The following is a 17,066-nucleotide window of genomic DNA, read 5'->3' on the forward strand; positions in this document are numbered from 1 at the left end:
ATCAGCAGGCATACTTGAGATCTTCACAGTTCGAGGGTATCAAATGTGGCCGCGTGGTCGCTACAAGTTCTCTTAAGGGCCTAAGCCCTCTTGTCTGTTTTATAAGCGGCCGGCCTGCTATCCTCTCCATTATCGCTGTTGAGCGGTCATATGTATGGAGAACCCGATCGTAATCACGACTGTTCGACAGACAGATGTTTTCGGACGGTATCATCTTGATCGTCGCAAAACGCCGTCGACAACCCCGATTGGCGACTATCTTGTGTTTTGCGTCGCCTAACGAGCGTACCTTTTTTCATTCCCATAACTCCGTCGAGATCACGCCATCTCGAGAAAACGTTTGGAACGGTTTTTGGGAAAGCGGCTTGCAGCGGAATCAGTTCACTCGCCGCTGTTGCCCGCTGCCCCCGTTTCACGTCCCAATCGAGAAACTTAGTCAGCAGCTATCGACGTACCGTTGGCGGTTCATGCTGTCTTGCGTTCTGAGCGCGTTATTACCAAAGCGCAGCCTTCGATGGTATTTTCCGACACCCGCCAGTGCCACCCTCCCGGTCGCAATCTCCCTCAATGGGGCTGGCTATTGGTGATCATGCTTTGCTTGTCGGCAGGTTGCACCTCATTGCCGCCCCCTGTGATGAACCGAAGCCTGGAAAGAGCCGCCAGACCAATCACGTTTTCTGCTGACGGGACGAGAGCCAGCACTACGTTCGATGTTCTGACTTTCAACGTGGAAGGCCTTGGCTGGCCCGCACGTCGGGGCCGTCGACCGTCACTCGAACGGATCAGCATGGTACTGCGCGGCATGGAGGCAAAAGGCGAGGCGCCGGACGTGGTCATGGTCCAGGAAATGTTCAGTCAGGCCGCGGTCCGGGCCATCACCAATCTGGAGTATCCGAACATGGTATCGGGGCCTTCCCGCACGCAGCGAAAACAGCTGCCTGGCGCCGGTCGGATGCCAAAACCCTATAAATGGAAGAGGGGCGAAATCGGTTTGCATTTCGCCGGTTCCGGACTGGCGATACTCAGCGCTTTTCCGATTGTCGAAATGCTGTCCGAGCCGTTCGGAAGGCGGCGTTGTGCGGGTCTGGACTGCCTGAGCAACAAGGGCATGCTCTATGCGAGAATCGCAATTCCCGGCGTTCCCGGTGCGATCAACCTGTTCAATGCTCACCTTAATTCACAAGGTGCGTCACGCGTGTCGCCACAGCGACACGGACACGCTCACCGGCTCCAGGTGGAGGAACTAGTCAATTTCATTTCGGCGGTGGGTAGCCCGGATATACCCACGGTGCTGGGGGGCGACTTCAACATGAAAGGCTCGGCGATCCGGTTCGAGCGGTTTCGCAATGTCGCAGAGCCATTCGAGATCGTGCACGAATGGTGCACTGACCAGCCGCTGCTGTGCGATACGCGCATCTCGTGGGACGGTGACGAGCCGTGGATGGATACGCAGGACTTGCAACTGTTCGAAAGCGGATCGAGCGTGCGGATCATTCCGATCCGTGTCGAAGCCCTGTTCGATGGATCCGCTGGGAGCCCGAGGCTATCTGATCACGACGGCTTTCGCGTCACCTACCGCGTGAGTTGGCAGACGCGTACAGGCCGACCTGTTCCTGCGGGTAAAAATGTGAGTGTCGACAGGACGCCTATGATCGGTCGCCATGGCTGACGTGGGGACCGCCATCTTCCCACCAGGCGACAGGACTGGGTAGGGCGTCCCGATTAGTTCGAAGGAGGCGTCATGCCCGCTCTCAATACCATCGTACCGGATGGACTCGTCCGGCCGATCGGCGTGCCGTCCGCCCCGACCATGATCGATGTGCGCGACATGGCAATGTCGCATTGGATACCGGGGTCGTTCATCCGCCAGTAGAAGACGGTCGCCGAATGGTCGACGGCTGTCCGCAATCGCGCCGTCATTATGATCAACGGTGACGGTACCGAAGCGCACGGCGTCGTGGCGTGGCTGCGGGGATCGACGCCGAAGCGCTTGAAGGGAGCGTGGCAGGGTGACTGCCGCCGGTCTTGCCCGTGGTCGATACGACGCACCTGCCACCTTACGAGGCCGACGGACGGACGATCTACGTAACGCAGGCCTTCGCCGGCAGGCAGGCATCCCCACAAACATTGCGATTCCCCAATGTCGTAAAATTTCGGGTCAGGGGCGGTTAGCTTCTGCGGGTTGTGCGTTATCACTCCCGAAGCGACCTCAGGTTGAGGTTTAGCAACTAGGAACATCACGTGGGTGAATTTACCGACAAGGCCGCAGCAGTGGGCAACAAGATCGCAGGTAAGGCGAAAGAGTTGTACGGTGATGCCACCGATAACGCTGAACTGGAAGCCGAAGGTGAGGCGCAGCAGCTCAAGGGCACCGGTCAAGACGTCAAGGGTAGCGTAAAGGGTGCTCTCGGCGACAAGATCTAAGGTATAACCCCATACTACGACCGCCGAGCAACCGGCGGTCGTAGACCAATTATCGTTAACGCCGCCAGTGTCGGATATATCTATTCAATGACTAGCAGTGTTTGGACTATCGACATATCGGTCTGTGCCGAGCAAATCGAAGCTCAACTGGTGAAGCTTGTTGCCCACATGGATGAACTTGGCATATTACAGCCCGATCTCTTGCAAGTAGCAGCCAACGACAACTAGCTGCTGGGGTCTCGTTTGGGCGCTATGGTATGCTGTGGATTGTCAAAAATTGGTAAGGCGATCGAGACAATAAGACCTGGGTGATTGTCTAGCAGTTTCATACTGCCGCCATGCGCTGCGGCGATTGCAGCGACAAGGTTCAGTCCCAAGCCGTGACCACTAGCCGGCCCACGTGCCAGCTTAGAAAATCGCTGGACGGCACGGGCCCGGTCACAGTCCGGAATGCCAATTCCATTGTCTCCGATAGTCAGAATCGCCGTATTGTCCGCTTGGGTCAGCTCAAGTTTGATGATGCTGCCATTGGGCGTGTGCCTCAACGCGTTCTCGAGCAGGTTCACGACGATTTGCGCGAGGAGTTCGGTGTCTCCCGTCAAGGCGATACCATCATCGATGTGGCACGCTAGGCTGCGGCCACTGTCCTGCGCAACGAGCACATAGCTTTCAGCGAGCATGGCGACAGTTTGACTGAGTTCGACACGATGAAAATAGGCGTGAAGTGCTCCCGACTCAATCTCAGCGATACGCAAAAGCGCCGCAAATAATGACAATATCGCATCGATGTCTGCGATGGATCGATCCATCTGTCGGGCCTGCTCACTATCATCCTCTGCCAAAGCCAATGCCTGTTCGAAACGAAGTCGCAACCTCATAATTGGCGTTCGGAGGTCATGGGCGATGTCGCTGGAGACGTGTCTCAGGTTCTCGATCAAAGCCGCGTTGCGATCGAGCATGTTGTTGAGCGTCGTCGCGAGTTGATCGAATTCGTCCTGGCGATCGCTAACCGCGATCCGTTGACCGAGATCCCCTTCGGTGACCGACATTGCCGCGCGGTTGACCGATCCAAGCCGTGCGCGGATCATACGCCCAAATAGCGCCCCGCCTGTAAGACCGACTGCCAGCATGATGCAGAACCCGGCGAGAAACAGCGACAGCAGAGTGCTGCGCAACTCCTCGGCTGGGGCAAGTTCGGTCGCGACGGTCAGGCGAGCGCCGTCGCTTAGCGTCGTAGTCTGTGCTCTGGCCGCGTGCTGACCTCCTTCCAGATCGCGAAACCGGATATTGTCCCAGCCGTTGCGAGGGGGTGTCGTTGCGAGCTCGCCGCCAAGTCGGCGGCCATCGCTCCCGATCAGCAAATAGCCGAAGTTATTCACTCCGCGGTCGTCCCTGCGCTGAAGCGCACGGTGCATTGCAGGCGCACCGCCTTTTCCGGCAACGGTGAGGAGGCTTCGCATCTCGAAAGCAATTTCTTCGTCAAGCTGCTCGGTTAGGATGCGCTTTCCGACCAGATCGGCGCCCACCCCCAGCGCCAGCGTTACCAGCGTGAACCCGCCGATAAAGAACAGTGTGATCTGGCGGGCAGTCCGCGCGGTCTCAGCCATCGTTACGAAGGCTGTAGCCTATCCCACGCACGGTCCGGATCGCGTCCACGTCAAATCCGGCGTTCAGTTTCTGTCGGAGCCGGCTCATATGGGTTTCGACGATGTTCGTCTGTGGATCGAAATGCAGATGCCACACTTGTTCGAGAAGCATCGTTCGCGACACCGTCTTGCCATTCTGGCTTACCAGCCGCTCGAGGAGTTCGAATTCGCGGGGTTGTAGCACGACCCGCCGATCTTCCCTCCATGCCTCACGACGCATCCGATCGATGCGGATACTGCCAAAGCTCGCAACCTCCTGCTGATTAGCGCCGCGCCGCAAAAGGGCTTCGACACGTGCGATGAGTTCAGCGATCGCGAACGGCTTGACCAGATAATCGTCAGCGCCCGCGCGAAGCCCGGTGACACGATCCTCAATCGAGCCGAGCGCCGTCAGCAACAACACTGGACCAAGATATCCGTTGACCCGCACCGTCTCCACAATCTCGAGCCCGTCCATGTCGGGGAGCATCCGGTCAACGATCATCAGGTCCGGCGCTTCGCGAAGCAGGCTTGCCAAGCCCTCCCACCCGACCCGTTCAGCGCTGACTTCATGCCCCTCGCCCGACAAAGCGCGGCAGATGGTCTGCGCCGCCTCGGCATCGTCCTCGATCAACAGCAGTCTCACGATTGGCTACACCTCAATACGGTCCGCGACCTACGCGACCATCCTTATCGCGCTCCGCAGGCGCTGCGACGAGGGAAAGATTGATAATTCCCAATCTGCGGTCGCCGAGATTGTTCACGCTCGTCAGGACGCCTAGCTCGATCATCGATCAACGGCGAAGCGGTTTGTCCGCTAGCGCCCACGGTTCGCGTCCGAGACCAGTCTCGCCCGGAGTGTATTTCCTGAACGCACTGATCACTGAGACGATGGCCTTCATCGTCCGCCATGCGCTGTGGGCCGGCCCCGTCATGGGTGTCCTGGCGTTCTGCGAGTCCCTCGCTGTAGTCGGCCTGTTCATACCGGCAACGGCGCTGATGATGGCAGTTGGGGGCATGATCGCCACAGGTCTGCTTAGCCCTTGGCCGATCGTCTCGTGCGCGATCATTGGCGCAGTGCTTGGCGACTGGCTCTCGTTCGTTATCGGTCGTTCGATCGGTCCCTCTGCACTGCGACGCTGGCCTCTCAACCGACACCGCCACGCTGCAGCTCGCGCGCGGCTGTTCTTTCGCCGATACGGTATGGCATCCATCCTTTTTGGTCGGTTCCTCGGCCCCATCCGCGCAACCGTACCGCTCGTCGCCGGCCTGATCGGAATGCCGCTACGCTCGTTCCAGATTGCCAACATCACGTCAGCCTTGATCTGGGTGCCAGCACTGCTCGCCCCCGGTTTTCTAGCCGCCCAATCGCTTGGTGGGCGTGGGGCGATAACCAACACTCACGTTTTGCTCTTCGGCGCCGCGATTGCGGTTATGACCGTCGCTGGTGGCATCATCGGTGCAAGAGCAATCGGTAGCGATGCGGGGCGCCGCGACCGGCGCCGGATAGCCAGAACTGCGCGCAAACCATCATAGAATCTTCGACCCTTTTACGACACGCACTCTTTCCAGGATTTCTAAGACGTCATGGCCGCCAACAGTTCCAAGACCGTGATCTATGCCGCGCTTGCCGGCAACGCGGCAATTGCTGTCACCAAGTTCGTCGCCGCCTGGTTCACCGGATCTTCCGCGATGTTGTCAGAGGGTGTGCATTCGCTCGTCGATACGGGCAACCAGATCCTTCTCCTCTACGGGATTAAACAAGCAGCAAAGCCTGCGACGCCCGACCACCCGTTCGGCTATGGCTTGCGTCTGTATTTCTGGGCGTTCGTGGTTGCCATCCTGATCTTCGGGCTGGGCGCGGGCATCTCGATCTATCAGGGGATCGACAAAATTCAGTCGCCCCACCCTGTCGAAAGTGCCTGGATTAACTATGTGGTGCTGGCCTTCGGACTGGTTTTTGAGGGCAGCGTATGGTGGGTCGCATTGCGTGCGTTCCGCAAGGAGAAGGGTTCCGGCAGCTGGATCGAAGCGATCCGGGCAAGTAAGGATCCAACCATCTTTACCGTCCTCTTCGAGGATTCTGCTGCCTTGCTGGGCTTGCTGACGGCGATGCTCGGTATCTTCCTGTCCCAGGCGCTTAATCTGCCCTGGCTTGACGGCGTAGCCTCCATCGTCATCGGTGTGATCCTCGCGGTAACAGCCGCCTTTCTGGCCTATGAATGCCAGAGTCTCCTCACCGGCGAAGGCGTCAGGCCTTCCGTGCGCAACAGCATCCGTACAATCGCTGCGTCGGGGACCGGCGTATTGCGCGTCAACGAACTGCTGACGATGCACTTCGGACCGAACGACGTTCTCGTCGCGGTGAGCCTGGACTTCAGCGATGGACTTCGTGCGTCTGGGGTCGAGGCCACGGTCAGCGCACTCGAGCGCGCGATCAAGGAAACGCATCCTGAAGTCACACGCGTCTTCATTGAGGCCCAGAGCTTCGAGGCACACCGGCGCGATGCCGCGATCACCGCCGCCAGTGTTGCGGCCAGCGCCGCGTGACGTGGCTAGAAGCAGTTCTGCTTGGTCTCATCCAGGGACTGACGGAGTTTTTGCCTGTATCGTCCAGCGCGCATCTTCGGATCGCAGGTCTCGTCCTCGAGGGCGGCAAGGATCCCGGCGCAGCCTTCACGGCCATCACCCAACTCGGCACCGAGGCGGCCGTCCTGCTCTATTTCCGTCATGACATCTGGAGGATTGGCGTCGCCTGGTTTGCATCGTTTACTCGCGGTCGCGAGCCGCTGTCGCCCGATGCGAGGATGGGGTGGCTAGTCCTGCTGGGAACTGTACCGATCGCGCTGATGGGCCTTGCGTTCCGGCATGCGATCGAAACCTCGCTGCGCAACCTGTACCTGACCGCGACGACGCTGATCCTCTTCGGGCTGCTACTCGCGGTGGCCGACGTGATCGGTCGGAAGACCCGCCAGCTTGACGGTATGACATGGCGCGATGGCATCGTGTTGGGATTTGCCCAGGCCTTGGCCTTGATCCCCGGCGTGTCGAGGTCCGGTGGCACGATTAGTGCCGGACTGGCGCTCGGCTACACCCGCGCTGCCGCGGCCCGGTATTCGTTCTTGCTCGCGGTACCCGCCGTCCTGCTGTCGGGCTTCTACCAACTGATCGCGAGCCGCGACGTGACGGGAGGTCCATCCCCCGCCTGCCTCGCGATCGCGACGCTCGTAGCGTTCGGGGTCGGCTACGGCGTGATCATCGTCTTCCTGCGGATCGTATCCACCCGCAGCTACATGCCGTTTGTCCTGTACCGAGTATTTGCCGGATCGATACTGCTTGGAATGCTATCGCTTGGCTACATTCCCGCGACCTAAAGAGGCAATCACCGTATCCGTTCTGTGAGGACTGTCTGCCTCGGCAAACATTGCGTTGTCCCAATGTTCGGTTGCGTAACGATATCGACGCGGATCCGTCGCACGTTTGTCATCCGGCACGCACACTTGCTCGTCCCGACAAGACGCGACGGTCGATCCTAATCGACGCTTCGCGCATCGAATGGGGCTCAAAGACATATGAACACGCTTCGCCGCGCGCTTTCGCGCGCCAGTCATCTCGCCCTGGCCGCCGCCTTTTTGGTACCGGCTACTGCGTTCGCCAGCGAGATTGTCGGCACCGTCTCGGACGGAACCGGTACGCGAACACTGCAAGGCGCGTCGCTGCGGATCATCGAACTCAATCGCGTCGCCGAAGCCGGGCGGGACGGTAGTTTCCGTTTCGTCGACGTCCCCGCCGGCACGTACACGATCGAGGCACGCTACATTAACGCAGCGCCGATCCGCGCGACCGTTATCGTTGCAGATACCGGCGCTGCGCGTGCCGACATCGCAATGGGCTCGACGTCCGACCAGGAGATCCTCGTCGTCGGGCAGGCAGCGAATGTCGCCAGCAGCCTGTCGCGGCAGCGCTCCGCCGACGGCGTCGAAAGCGTCCTGACAAGAGACGCAATCGGCCAGTTTCCCGACCAGAACGTAGCGGAATCGCTGCGGCGCCTGCCCGGCGTCAATATCCTGAACGATCAGGGCGAAGGTCGGTTCGTATCGGTCCGTGGCCTTGATCCCGAACTGAATGCGGCTTCGATCAACGGCACGCGAGTGCCCGCGCCGGAGAGCGACGTACGCTCGGTCGCGCTCGACGTCATCCCCGCCGAACTGATCGAATCGATCGAGGTTAAGAAATCGCTCACTCCGGACATGGACGGCGACACCATCGGGGCCTCAATCGAGATCAACACAACCAGCGCTTTCGACCGAAAGAAGGATCTATTCTCGGTCAAGCTCGAAGGTAGCTACAACGATTATGCGGATGCGCTGACCCCAAAAGCGAGCTTCGACTTCTCCAAACGCCTGACGGACAATTTTGGGGTTGCTGGTGGCATCAGCTACTACCGACGCAAGTTCGAGACGGACAATGTCGAGGCATCGGGCTGGGACGTCAACGACGACGGCGTCGCCTATGTCGAAGAGGTCCAGTATCGCGACTATGACGTCGAGCGAAAGCGCCTGGGCAGCTCGCTCACTCTCGACTGGCGCCCTAGCGACACGACGAAGCTTTATGCGCGCGGATTATATAGCCAGTTCAGCGATCACGAGTACCGCGGCGATCTGTCGTTCATATTCGACGAGCCCGCCGCCTCCGGTACCGCGACCTCCGCGGCGTTCACCGATGCCGATGGCCGTATTGAGATCCGCCGCGGCATGAAGGATCGCTTCGAGAAGCAGCGCATCGGTTCGCTTACGCTGGGCGGCGAAACCGTCACTGGTCCCTGGAAGTTCGTCTATTCGGGTGCTTATTCGAAAGCATCGGAGAAGGAGAGCGGTTCGCTTGACCCGACCCGCTTCCGCGCCCGCTTCGACGGCGATGGCGTCGACGTGAACTTCGACTATGCGAACCCGCTTCTGCCACTCTACACGATCATTAGTGGCACTGACCTGGTCAACGACCCCGGGCAATATGAGTTTAACCGGGTGGAACGCACTGCGTTGTCGGACTCGCAGGACCAGGAATTCACGCTGCGCGGCGACGTATCGCGCGAATTTGCCGCCGATGGCGGGACGTTCACTGTGCAGGCCGGCACGAAGCTGCGCTGGCGCAAGAAGAGCTACGACTTCGATATGGAGTATTTCGGCGGGTACGACGGCGATTATACGCTGGCCGACGTGCTCGGCCGGCAGACGTACCGGTTCACGGATCTCGGCCCGGTGGTCGATCGCACCGCGCCACGCGACTTCTTCAATGCGAACCGATCGCTGTTCGAACTCGACCCCATCGAGACCGCGCTGAACTCCGGATCATCCGACTATGCGATTGATGAAGACGTCCAGGCCGGTTACGCGCTGGGCCGTTGGGACAGCCAGCAGATCCGCGTCGTTGGCGGGCTACGCGTCGAGCGAACGCGCAACGACATCCGCGCTGCGCTGACCGCGACCGACGGCGACGACGTCGTCATCACCCCCAACCGGTTCCGCCGCGACTATACCGACGTGCTGCCGAGCCTGACAGTGCGCTACGAGCCGGCAAAGGACGTCGTCCTGCGGATCGGCGGTTCGAAAAGCCTCGTTCGTCCCAAACTGTCCAACCTTGCGCCGCGCTTCTTGCTGAACGAGGATGCCGAAGCGGAGTTTGGCAACCCCAACCTCAAGCCCTATCGGGCTTGGAACGGAGATCTTTCGGCGGAATGGTATTTCGGGAACAGCGCCGCGCTGACCGTCGGTGTGTTCTGGAAGTCGATCAAGGATTTCGTCGTCGAACAGCGCGATTTCGAACCCGGCACGGCGTATGGGATCGACTATACCGAGGCGGTGACCTTCGTGAACGGCGAGACGGCAACGGTGAAGGGCATCGAGCTGTCGTTCAACCAGGCACTGACGTTCCTGCCCGCCCCGTTCGACGGCCTGCTGCTCAACGCGAACTACACCTACACCGACGCCACCGGCACGGTGTTCACCGGCGGGGACCGCGACGACCCGCGTCGCATCGCCCTACCCTCGGCGTCGAAGAACACGTTCAACGTCGTTCTTGGCTACGAGAAGGGCCCGATATCGCTGCGCGCGGCAGGGACGTACCGGGACAAGTATCTCGATGAGGTTGGCGGGGCGGCGGACGAAGACCGTATCGTCAACGATCACTTCCAGCTCGACCTGTCCGCCAAGTTCCGGGTCCTGCCCCGCACGCGACTGTTCGCGGAATGGATCAACGTCACCGACGCGCCCTATTATGCCTATCAGAACTTCGCCGGGTCGCAGCGCCTGCTGCAATATGAGAAGTATAACTGGACCGCCAAGTTCGGCGTGATGGCCAGCTTTTGACCGATCGTCCGCTTGGTATCCCCCAAGCGGCCATCCCGTGCCCCCATGTCCCCGCGTCATTATCGAGACCCTCAATGCTGAAACCGACTCTCCCCGTGGCGGCCACCCTCCTGATGCTGGCGCTCGGTTCCGATGCCGTCGCGCAGTCGGTATCGGCTATCCCCCGCTCCCCCGGCCTGCCCTACGCCGCGCGCAATCTACCCGATCGCATCATGCTGACCGCCGCCGCGGACCCGTCGCGCGGAATGGCGGTGTCCTATCGCACCGATATGGCGCAGGCGGCAGCGCAGGCGCAGATCGCGGTGGCCGTCGATGGGCCGACACTGGCCGATAAGGCGATATTGGTTTCCGGAACCAGCACCGCGATGACGAGCGCGAACGGGGCCGCGCGCTATCACCACATACGCTTCGAACGACTGACCCCCGACACGGTCTACGCATACCGTCTGAAGGGCAGTGCCGGCTGGAGCGAGTGGATCCAGTTCCGTACCGCGGCGGTCGAGGCAAAGCCATTCCGTTTCCTGTATCTCGGCGACATCCAGAACGGCATCCTCACCTATGCCGCCCGCGTGATCCGGCAGGCGTTTCATGCCAATGGCGGAATCGAGCTGGTCGTGCATGCCGGCGATCTGGCGGCACAGCGCGACGACTTGGATCATGACGACGAATGGGGCGAGTTCGACGAGGCTGGCGGCTATAACTACGCGATGCTGCCGCAGCTGCCGGCGACCGGCAATCACGAATATGTCGACGTAAAACTCGCCAACGGAACGGAAAGCCGCAAGCTCGGACCCTATTGGCCATTGCAGTTCGCGCTGCCCGGCAATGGCGCCGCGCCCGTTAAGGCGACGACCTATTTTGTTGATTACCAAGGCGTGCGGTTCGTCGTGCTCGACGGCACCGCAGCACTAGAACTCGGCCAACTCGACAGCCAGACCCGCTGGCTCGACGCAACGCTCGCGGCCAGTAAGGCGAAGTGGAACGTCGTGCTGTTCCACCAGCCGTTATTCACCTGCGCACGCCCTGAAGATACCGCGGCGTTGAAGAGTGCATGGAAGTCGATCTTCGAAACGCGCAAGGTCGACCTTGTGCTGCAGGGGCACGACCATTGCTATAGCCGGCTGACCGCGGAAACCGGACGTGACGCAGGCCGCGCCGTGCGCGCAAAGACAGGCGGCATCCAGGGGCCGGTCTATCTCGTCTCCGTCACCGGCTCCAAGATGTATGGCCTGAACGATCGCGCGCGCAGCCAGCCCGACAAGACGGCCGAGGCGACCGAACTTTACCAGGTGGTCGACGTCGCTGGCGACCAGCTCCGGTTCCGTACGTTCACGGCGTCGGGCAAACTCTATGACGGTTTCGATCTTGCCCGCGGCAATGACGGTCTGAACCGGCTGGCGGAACTCGCCGAGCCGACGCTAGCGACCCGCACCTGCAACGGGATGGTCGGGCCGGATGGCGGCAGGTGCGTCGCACGGGGCAAATGAAAAGATGTCCAGACGCGATGCGGTCAAGGAGGCGAGCCGGCTACGCGAGCCGGCTCGCCTCCTTGTCAAAACTGCTTGATGACGCGAACGCCTGCCCGTGGACGCCACGGTTCACCGTCGTCGCGAACCGCACCCACACCACCCTGTATGCTGAAGCCTTTGGGTAGACGGTGATGCACCTGTGGCATGAGCATCGTATATCTGCTGCCCCCGAGCCGCATGTTTACCTCGACCCCTGCCAACGTGGTGTGGGAGAGATCGTAGAAAGTCGAATGATTGACGATCAGCCTCGAACGATCGCGGCCGCTAAGGGCAACGTCGCCGGCACCTATCATGCTCATCGTGCTCCACCTGTCATCGAGACGAAAACCGACGAGATACAGCAGTGTACTGCGCCACTGCCTGTCAGTCCGGTCGTAGAGACCGAGATATTGCACCCCGTGTACGCCGCGCCCGCCGGCGAAGGTGCCGAACGTACCCTGCAACCCCATCTTGTAAGCGGCGATGCCGAGCCCCTCGACAGGAAGTTCTAGCTCTACCGCGAAACCGTCCGCTACCGCATATTCAACCTCGGGCGCCCATTCCGCCTTGGCATGTGGACCGGAGCCGTTCCTTTGCACCAGGGTGTTGATCTCCAACTCCCCACGTCGCGCGCCAAGCGGGCGGACCATGTCGAACACCATGGGCTCAGGAACATCCGGATAGCTGGTGGCCCCGCCTAGTGTGGTCTGCGCGTCAAGCGGCGCGATGGTAAGGACGGTCGTTAGCACCGTCGCCATGATCAGGCGCATTTCGTTCGAAGTCCTTGCCGGAAGCGTCCGCTGGCGATCGGAGTCGACCGAGCCTGTCGCGAACGCTGCATTGTCGATACACCGCCGGTTGGAGGCGCTTGCCTTACGGTGACCTTACGGGAGAAAGCGTTGCGCCTGCTCGTTGTCGAGGATCATCGTGAACTGGCCGGACTGGTTATCGAACGGCTGGCGCGCGCGGGGCTTGTCGCCGATTGGTATGATACCGTGGACATGGCTCGATTGGCGATCCAGGCAGCAGATTACGGTGCGATCTTGCTCGACCTGAGTTTGCCAGACGGCGACGGCCTGACATTGCTACGATGGCTGCGGACGACGGGGAGCGAGGTTCCTGTCCTGATCCTTACGGCGCGGTCAGCCGTCGCTGATCGGGTCGCCGGGCTGGACGCAGGCGCGGACGATTACCTGGTCAAGCCATTTGCGACGGACGAACTCGTCGCGCGGGTACAGGCCCTGCTACGTCGCGCCAGTACCGGCCACGCCATGATGTGGCGATGCGGACGGCTTGCCTGGGATCCGCGATCGCAAACAGGATATCTGGATGATCAGCCCTTGATGCTCCCTCCGCGCGAGACGCAGTTGCTGCACCTGTTACTGCGTGATCGCGGTAAGGTGGTCCGAAAAGGCTTGATCGAGGCGAACTTCTTCGGGCTCGGCGACGACTTTTCGTCCAACGCGGTAGAGGTGTCCGTGCACCGCCTGCGTCGCAAGTTGGAGGCGACGCATGCCGAGATTGAGATCGTGACCATGCGCGGCATCGGCTACCTGCTCCGGGCGACGACCGCGTGATCCGCTCCCGCTCGATCCTGTCCCGTATTCTGATTCTACATGGCATAGCCACCCTCGTGACCGCGCTGGTGGCAGCGGGGGCCGTCGCCCTGCTGCTGGAAACAACGAGCCTGCGGCTGCAGCACCAGACCCTGGGAGCCTTCGCCACGACGCTCGCCCACGGGGTACGGCGGGACCGGCACGGCTGGACCGTGTCGGACGCCGATCGCCTCGCACTCAGCGGTGGTGGAGCAAGCTTTTCGTTCGCCGTAATCGAAGGAGGCACGGTCCGGTCGCTGCATGGTCTGCCGCCTCCACCACCGACACTAGCGCCTCCAAGCCGTGCAGTTGCGACGCAGTTTCGCAGGGTCGATGGCGCAACGATTTATTCTGGGCTGACCGTACCAATTGCGGGCGTGCGCGATCGATGGATTGTTGTCGTTCAGGATCTCGAGCATCCTACCGTGATCTTCGACGATATCGTCACCCATGTCGTCGTCTTGGGGGCGGCGATCATCCTTATCCTGCTCGCCGCCTTGCTAGCGATCGACGTCGTGATCGTCCGGCGCAGCCTCGCGCCAATTCGCCGCGCATCGCGAACGGTCCAGGCTATGCGTCCTCACGAGACCGACGAACGGATCGACGTTATCGACCTTCCAAGCGAGGTGCTGCCACTAGCGCTTGCCGCCAATGCCGCACTCGAGCGGGTCACTTTGGCGTACCGTACCGAGCGGGATTTCATAACCGACACGGCGCACGCCTTGCGGACGCCGCTCGCCGTACTTCGTCTGCGCGCAGAAGATATCTCGGATAGCGTCCAACGCGAGCCTATGCTGGCTCAGATCGATCAGTTGCGCGCAGTCGTAGCAGGGCTTCTGACAATTGCAGAGATCGACGCCACCGCGCCGAAGGCTTTCATGCCGTGCGATCTGCGTATGCTGGCCGTCGACCGCGCGGCTGAGATCGCTCCTCTGGCTATCAGGCGCGGACAATCGATCGAGGTCGAAGAGGGCGATCCGATGATCGTCCTGACGGAGCCGGACTATGCGGCGCGCGCATTGGAAGTACTGCTCGAGAACGCTGTGCTGCATACGCCGCGCGGAACGTCGATCACCATCCTCGTCGGCGTCGCCGCGGTGACGGTGATGGATGATGGTCCCGGCATCGACCCATCAACCGCAACAGAGCTTTTCGAGCGTTTCCGGCGCGGTGTCACCGAGAGCAACGGGACTGGGCTTGGCTTGTCGGTCGCGGCACGCCTGATGGAGCAATCGGGTGGAACTGTTCGATATCAGCAGCGCGTCGAAGGTGGCAGCCTATTCACGCTACTATTCACCGTCGAAACCTAAAACGGATTATTCGTTCGTACCGAAGCACAAGCCAATTCCCACGATCGGTGATCGCGATCGGCGCTGGTTTTCCCATTTCACCTGCCACATATCGGTTATGGGAAGCCAAAAATATTCTCTATAAACCATCCTTTCGGGAAAGGCCTCAGCGTCGGGCGACGTCCGCCAACGCTATCTGCCTTCCCAATAGCGGACGGTCCGCATTCCTCCCATTATCGCCCTTCAGCAGTCAGATGCGTGGAAACCCTGTTTCAATCGCCACTGTGCGAGAAACAGGTGATTTCGGACGGCAGCCCCTTGATGATCGCAGAACGCCGTTGCCAACCCCGATTGGCGACTATCGTGTGCTTCCCGTCATTACCCAGATAGCATCTAGTGCCCGCAATATACGCCATTCGTCATCGACGTTTCACAGCGCCGCTCCTTGCACAGATGTCGCGAAAATCAGGACAAGCGACGAAGGACTGCGACGATCATGCCGCTGTCGTTCCTACCGCGGTGTCAGCTAACGAGCAGACCCGGGATAAGCTGTTCGGCCTCAGTACGGCTGAACAAGCCCGAAGCCTGAGGTTTAACTCCATGAATTCTAGCGAAATTGCCAACTGCGCGCCGGTACAAACGTAATTTTCGGCTCATCTCACTCGTGCTGATATACCTTCGGGCTAATTCATGGGCTGTATCCATAGTTATCTCCCGAAAAGCGGGGCCTGGCCCAAGCAGGAACTCCGAATGCCGACTAAAGTGCGGGGGACTGATGTTCATGATTTCAGCAAGATCGGATTTTGTTACCATGCAGGCGCTCCAATCCATGCCTTCGGTAGGCTGGAAACATTCGAGTGAGAGTATCGCCTCCGATCTTATTGTTATACGATCTGCCAAAGGCGCGTCCCCGTCAACTGCGCTTGCCGCCAAGTCACCCTCAGCAATCGCTTGAAGCACTCTCGCCCACGGCTTTGGATGCCCGCCAATCCCCCGCATCGCCTCTGTAAGCCTAACTGGACACCCCTCATTTGACGGGCTTAAACGGCGAGACAACTTGTCTCGGAAGGCCTCCAAACTGTCTCGACATACGGCGAGCTGCAAAGAGTCTCCACGGCCCGGCGGTACGGATGCAACTGCTACCAAACCGAGATGAGCCAATTCGCGGATAGCGTACGTCGGCGTACCGAGAATCTCGGCGGCCTGAACTAGGCGAAGGCGAGTCTTTTTGCGTGTGAGCATTGGCGCTACCGCTTCTCGATCAACGAGAACTTGCAACCTGATCCCGTCAAGCGCCAGGAACGAAGGCAGCTTGCCAGCCTTGCGCATTTCAAAGAGAGTCCGCCGGTCAGCGCCGATCAACTTGGCCATTTCTAAGATGGTGACACCGCGTGATCGCGCAGTCTGGCATCGTTCAAAGATGTGGGAAATTAACTTCTGGACCGCCGGTGATACTCTCAAACCGTTGCGATCGGAAAGAACTTCGTAAAATGCTTTCCGGGTACTCCCACCCTTCTCTCGACCGCCAAGGTTAAGCTTATCGGCAACATGCGCCTCAACAGCGCCGGGCCAGCCAGTGAGGAAAGGCCATGCAGCCGCAAGGGCCGGAACAACAATGTCCCGAGCGCTGTCTAGGCAAAGAGACCTGTGGTGTAGTAGCGAACCCACTCGCTGGTCTACGACAGGGGCGAGCGCGCAAGCGAGTTCCAGCAGATGCCCGCCGCCCAGACCGCTTAGCTCCGGTGGCAGATAACGCCGTGCGATCCTTCGCTTGTCCGGGTCATGGTGTATCAAGCCGACGAGCATTGCCATGCTGTCACGGATATTTTCGGGAACCAGGGCGGCGCGCGCTCGCGTAAGTGGTTCTGCGCAGTAGTCACACAGGTCGATGCCCGCCGTACGTCGCCAGACCTGACGGCGACGGCAGTTTAGGTTCGGACAACGCTCTTCAAGATACTCCCATGTTTCGGTGCAAATCGGGAGTTGGCGGACTTGCCATAGGCCACGATGATGCGCGGACATCGCCAATGCCTTTGGGGAAAAGCGCCTGTACGAAAATTGTAGAAAATCCCGAGGTACGGCCGTCCCGAAGAGATTGAGCATTCTCGCATCGGGTGACCATAACGGGGAGTGCAGTCGGGTGATTTCAGTACTGACCCCCAGACAGTCGGCAAGGATTTCCAAACCCGTATCGTCGCAGAAGGAGGCGTGAGGGCGATCCGATTGAATGTCACCCGTGACCTCGGTGATCTTTGCCATT

Annotated in this window: 14 protein-coding genes; 10 read left to right on the forward strand and 4 right to left on the reverse strand. The window is 60.3% G+C overall.

What is annotated here, in order from left to right; genetic code table 11:
• Nucleotides 1-634: 634 nt before the first annotated feature.
• The 3 genes from E5673_RS02025 (at nt 635) to E5673_RS02030 (ending at nt 2,424) form a co-directional block, all read left to right on the forward strand.
• Nucleotides 635-1,669: an endonuclease/exonuclease/phosphatase family protein gene (locus E5673_RS02025; RefSeq protein ID WP_247599712.1), complete on the forward strand. Its 1,035-nt coding sequence runs from the start codon at nt 635-637 to the stop codon at nt 1,667-1,669.
• A 72-nt stretch (nt 1,670-1,741) separates the two neighbouring features.
• On the forward strand, nt 1,742-1,873 hold the full coding sequence (locus E5673_RS20145; RefSeq protein ID WP_281727881.1) for a hypothetical protein: 132 nt from the start codon (nt 1,742-1,744) through the stop codon (nt 1,871-1,873).
• Between the two features lie 368 nt (nt 1,874-2,241).
• Entirely contained in the window at nt 2,242-2,424 is a 183-nt protein-coding gene (locus E5673_RS02030; protein ID WP_136188746.1) for a CsbD family protein, read from the forward strand.
• Nucleotides 2,425-2,648: 224 nt separating this feature from the next.
• Here the strand turns inward: E5673_RS02030 and E5673_RS02035 are convergent, their stop codons facing one another.
• On the reverse strand, nt 2,649-4,031 hold the full coding sequence (locus tag E5673_RS02035) for a HAMP domain-containing sensor histidine kinase (protein ID WP_136188747.1): 1,383 nt from the start codon (nt 4,029-4,031) through the stop codon (nt 2,649-2,651).
• Nucleotides 4,024-4,683 carry a response regulator transcription factor gene (locus E5673_RS02040; protein WP_247599524.1) on the reverse strand — a complete coding sequence of 220 codons (660 nt, stop codon included), beginning with the start codon at nt 4,681-4,683 and terminating at the stop codon, nt 4,024-4,026. The genes E5673_RS02035 and E5673_RS02040 overlap by 8 nt, the downstream gene beginning before the upstream one ends.
• Nucleotides 4,684-4,940: 257 nt before the next feature.
• Between E5673_RS02040 and E5673_RS02045 the strand changes: the two genes are divergently transcribed.
• The 5 genes from E5673_RS02045 (at nt 4,941) to E5673_RS02065 (ending at nt 11,901) form a co-directional block, all read left to right on the forward strand.
• Nucleotides 4,941-5,585 (forward strand): DedA family protein, encoded by a 645-nt coding sequence (locus E5673_RS02045; protein WP_136191298.1) that lies wholly within the window; start codon nt 4,941-4,943, stop codon nt 5,583-5,585.
• 51 nt (nt 5,586-5,636) lie between these two features.
• Nucleotides 5,637-6,599: a cation diffusion facilitator family transporter gene (locus E5673_RS02050; protein ID WP_136188749.1), complete on the forward strand. Its 963-nt coding sequence runs from the start codon at nt 5,637-5,639 to the stop codon at nt 6,597-6,599.
• Nucleotides 6,596-7,423, forward strand: coding sequence for an undecaprenyl-diphosphate phosphatase (locus E5673_RS02055; protein ID WP_136188750.1), 828 nt, complete (start codon nt 6,596-6,598; stop codon nt 7,421-7,423). Before E5673_RS02050 ends, E5673_RS02055 begins: the two co-directional genes overlap by 4 nt.
• Nucleotides 7,424-7,621: 198 nt before the next feature.
• Nucleotides 7,622-10,414 carry a TonB-dependent receptor gene (locus E5673_RS02060; RefSeq protein ID WP_136188751.1) on the forward strand — a complete coding sequence of 931 codons (2,793 nt, stop codon included), beginning with the start codon at nt 7,622-7,624 and terminating at the stop codon, nt 10,412-10,414.
• A 74-nt stretch (nt 10,415-10,488) separates the two neighbouring features.
• Complete coding sequence (locus tag E5673_RS02065; RefSeq protein ID WP_136188752.1) at nt 10,489-11,901, forward strand: metallophosphoesterase family protein; 1,413 nt, start codon at nt 10,489-10,491, stop codon at nt 11,899-11,901.
• A gap of 65 nt (nt 11,902-11,966) precedes the next feature.
• Here E5673_RS02065 and E5673_RS02070 read toward each other — a convergent pair whose 3' ends face one another.
• Entirely contained in the window at nt 11,967-12,692 is a 726-nt protein-coding gene (locus E5673_RS02070; RefSeq protein WP_247599525.1) for a hypothetical protein, read from the reverse strand.
• Between the two features lie 129 nt (nt 12,693-12,821).
• Here E5673_RS02070 and E5673_RS02075 point away from each other — a divergent pair, with 129 nt between their 5' ends.
• Both E5673_RS02075 and E5673_RS02080 read left to right on the forward strand, forming a co-directional pair.
• On the forward strand, nt 12,822-13,499 hold the full coding sequence (locus E5673_RS02075; RefSeq protein WP_136188753.1) for a response regulator transcription factor: 678 nt from the start codon (nt 12,822-12,824) through the stop codon (nt 13,497-13,499).
• The gene (locus tag E5673_RS02080) at nt 13,496-14,827 is read left to right on the forward strand and encodes a HAMP domain-containing sensor histidine kinase (RefSeq protein WP_168711549.1); all 1,332 of its coding nucleotides are present in this window, start codon (nt 13,496-13,498) and stop codon (nt 14,825-14,827) included. The genes E5673_RS02075 and E5673_RS02080 overlap by 4 nt, the downstream gene beginning before the upstream one ends.
• A 501-nt stretch (nt 14,828-15,328) precedes the next feature.
• On the opposite strand, the gene E5673_RS02085 is transcribed toward E5673_RS02080, so the two are convergent.
• On the reverse strand, nt 15,329-17,065 hold the full coding sequence (locus tag E5673_RS02085; RefSeq protein ID WP_247599526.1) for a hypothetical protein: 1,737 nt from the start codon (nt 17,063-17,065) through the stop codon (nt 15,329-15,331).
• Nucleotide 17,066: the final 1 nt, after the last annotated feature.

It is taken from the genome of Sphingomonas sp. PAMC26645, assembly GCF_004795835.1.
Classification (GTDB): Bacteria; Pseudomonadota; Alphaproteobacteria; order Sphingomonadales; family Sphingomonadaceae; genus Sphingomonas.